This is a genomic window from Bradyrhizobium sp. P5_C11_2 (assembly GCF_054049755.1).
Genome location: NZ_JBFULT010000682.1, coordinates 1 through 3,492, shown reverse-complemented (window position 1 = coordinate 3,492; position 3,492 = coordinate 1). Strand labels below are relative to the sequence as shown.

2 protein-coding genes and 1 pseudogene are annotated in these 3,492 nt (G+C 66.8%); 2 read left to right on the top strand and 1 reads right to left on the bottom strand.

Annotation, left to right across the window (positions count from 1 at the left end):
* Window positions 1–291: pseudogene (locus ACXJL8_RS36790) on the bottom strand (MFS transporter); the annotation flags it as partial.
* 366 nt (window positions 292–657) lie between these two features.
* Here ACXJL8_RS36790 and nadA point away from each other — a divergent pair.
* Both nadA and ACXJL8_RS36780 read left to right on the top strand, forming a co-directional pair.
* Window positions 658–1,761, top strand: a complete 1,104-nt coding sequence (gene nadA / locus ACXJL8_RS36785; RefSeq protein ID WP_456622981.1) for a quinolinate synthase NadA — start codon at window positions 658–660, stop codon at window positions 1,759–1,761.
* A gap of 169 nt (window positions 1,762–1,930) precedes the next feature.
* Window positions 1,931–3,492 (top strand): L-aspartate oxidase (locus ACXJL8_RS36780; RefSeq protein ID WP_456686595.1); only part of this gene is annotated, 1,562 nt, incomplete at its 3' end.

Sequence of the window (3,492 nt, the reverse complement as noted above, 5' to 3'; positions counted from 1 at the left end):
ATAGAGCAGAGCACCCACGCACATCACGCGGAACAGGCCGAAGCGGTCGGCGACCGCGCCGGCCAACGGCTGGCCCAATCCCCACAGCAAATTCTGAAAGGCGATGGCCAGGCCAAACACGTCGCGGCCCCAGCTGAACTCGTGGCTCATCGGCTGGACGAAGAAGCCGAGCGCCGAGCGCGGGCCGAAACCCAGCATGCCGATGGCGCAGCCGCAGAGGATGATGACGGCCGGCGTGCGCCAGGTGGAGGAACGTGAGTGCGGACCGAGCTCGCCCACTTGTGTCGACATGCACTTCCTCATCTGTCGTTGGCGGATCCGGAACAGGCACCGCAAGGTCAGCCGTTTAATGCAAATGCATGAAAATCCCAAGTCAAAAATGGTTGCGTTCCACGAAGAGCTCTCGCGGGAGCATTGCATTTCCCCGAGACCTCGCCCGACGACGGGCGCCCGCGCCAAGGCGAACGCGCCATGACGAGAATGTGTGCGGCAGGATCTAGCGGCTCCCGCCCCGGCGTGTTATCTTTGATTTACTCAGACTGAGCATATTTGAGCGCTGCTGAAATCGGACCCGGCCTCTCGGCCGGATTTCTCGGGCTCTATATATACTCATTATGAGCATATATAGGCATATCAAGACATGCACGGGAGGCTTCGATGCCGATCACTGGAATTTACGGCCCCGACGACTTTGCCAACCGGCCGAAGGGCCAAATCACCGCCCCTCGCCCCGCCCCGGCGCGGACCAGGTCCGCGCTGCCGATGCCGTCGCTGGCATGGACGCCGGAGGTCGAGCGGGCCACCGCGCATCTCTACGAGCGGGTGAAGCACGTGATCCCATCGATCGAGTGGCCGCTGATGGCGCCGACGATCAAGGCGATCAACGAGCTGAAGACGGCGCGGGGCGCGGTGATCCTCGCGCACAACTACCAGGCGCCGGAGATCTTTCACTGCGTCGCCGACATCGGCGGCGACTCGCTCCAGCTCGCGGTCGAGGCCACCAAGGTGAAGGCCGACATCATCGTGCAATGCGGCGTGCACTTCATGGCGGAGACCTCGAAACTTCTCAACCCGGACAAGACCGTGCTGATCCCGGACTCGCGTGCCGGCTGCTCGCTCGCGGCCAGCATCACCGGCGCCGACGTGCGRCTGTTGCGCGAAAAATTTCCCGGCGTGCCGGTGGTTGCCTATGTCAACACGTCGGCGGAGGTGAAGGCCGAGGTCGACATCTGCTGCACCTCGTCGAACGCGGTGCAGGTGGTCGAGAGCCTGAACGCGCCAAGCGTGATCTTCCTGCCCGACCGCTATCTCGCGACTTATGTGGCCTCCAAGACCGACGTGAAGATCATCGCCTGGAAAGGCGCCTGCGAGGTCCACGAGCGCTTCAAGGCTGCGGAGCTGCGCGAGCTTCGCGAGGCCGATCCGTCCGTGCAGATCATCGCGCATCCCGAATGTCCGCCTGACGTGCTGGCGGAAGCCGATTTCACCGGCTCAACCGCGCACATGATCAACTGGGTGCGCGAGAAGCGGCCGCGGCGGCTCGTGATGATCACGGAATGCTCGATGGCCGACAATGTACGCGCCGAGCTGCCGGACGTCGAAATGCTGCGGCCCTGCAATCTCTGCCCGCACATGAAGCGCATCACGCTCGCCAATATTCTGGACAGCCTGCTGACGCTTGGCGAGGAAGTGACGATCGACCCGGCCATCGCCGAGCGCGCAAGGCGATCGGTCGAGCGAATGATCAATCTGAAGAATTGAGCAACAAGCAACAGCAAACACAGCTGTCGTCCTGGCGAAGGCCGGGACCCATAACCACCGAACGGCGTGGTTGCAAAGGTCAGCGTCGAACGGCTCAGCCAACAACTGCTGCCGCGGAGTATGGGTCCCGGCCTTCGCCGGGACGACGGTTGAGAGCTTGGAGAAAGCCATGACAACAAACAACATCCACAACCTCACCCGCTCTAGCGACGACGTCGTCATCGTCGGCGGCGGCCTCGCGGGCCTGTTCTGCGCGCTGAAACTCGCGCCGCGGCCGGTGACGCTGATTGCGGCGGCGCCGCTCGGACAGGGCGCATCGTCCGCATGGGCGCAAGGCGGCATCGCAGCCGCGGTGGCCGAGGGTGACAGTGCCGAGGCACACGCCGCCGACACCGTCGCCGTCGGCGGCGGCATCGTCGACGAAGCGATCGCGCTCGGGATCGCGCGCGAGGCCGGCCCGCGGATTCACGATCTGTTGGCTTACGGCGTGCCGTTCGACCGCGATCTCGAAGGCAGGCTCGCCGTGGGGCGCGAGGCCGCGCATTCGGCGCGGCGCATCGTGCATGTCCGCGGCGATGGAGCCGGCGCCGCGATCATCGCGGCGCTGAGCGAAGCCGTGCGCCGCACGCCGTCGATCCGCGTGATCGAAGGCTTTGTCGCCGAAGCGCTGCTGACGGAGGACGGCGCCGTCACCGGTCTTCAGCTGCGCGAGGCCGGCAATTTTTCAGCGAGACCGACGATGATGGCCTCCCGCGCGGTGGTGCTCGCAACCGGCGGCATCGGCCATCTTTATGGCGTCACAACCAATCCGGTCGAGGCCAGCGGATCGGGCCTTGCGATCGCGGCGCGGGCCGGCGCAGTGATCGCCGACCCCGAATTCGTGCAGTTCCACCCGACCGCGATCATGGTCGGCCGCGATCCGGCGCCGCTTGCGACCGAGGCGCTGCGCGGCGAAGGCGCGACGCTGATCAACGCCAATGGTGAGCGTTTCATGCTGGCGCGTCATCCGCTCGCCGAACTCGCGCCGCGCGACATCGTGGCCCGCGGCGTGTTTGCCGAGATTGCGGCCGGGCGCGGCGCCTTCCTCGACGCGCGGGAGGCGCTGGGCGCACGCTTCGCCGAAAAATTTCCAACCGTGCATGCAAGCTGCATCGCCGCCGGCATCGATCCCGCCACGCAAGTCATCCCGATCGCGCCGGCCGCGCACTACCACATGGGCGGCATCGCGGTCGACGACCGCGGCCGCAGCTCGATCGACGGCCTCTGGGCCGGCGGTGAGGTATCGTCCACGGGCGCGCATGGCGCCAACCGGCTCGCTTCGAATTCGCTGCTGGAGGCGGTAGTCTACGCCGCGCGCATCGCCGACGACATCGCCGGCCGCGCGATCCCCTCGCCTGCCCGCCTCCCCGACGCGCTGGTGACGCCGCGCGGCGGCGCGCCGGATGCTGCGGTCGCAAAGCGCCTCCGCGCCATGATGAGCGCGCGCGTGGGCGTGATCCGCGACGGTGACGGACTTGCGGAGGCGGTACGCAGCTTTGCCACGCTCGAGCGCGAGGCAACAAGCATCGCACTCCGCAACATGGCGGCGGCAGCCCTGCTCGTCGCCGCCGCGGCCTGGACGCGGCGCGAGAGCCGCGGCGCGCATTTCCGCTCCGACCATCCGGCGGACGTGCCTGCGCTCGCGCAACGAACCATGACCACGCTCACTGCGGCGCGCGAGGTGGCGGAAAG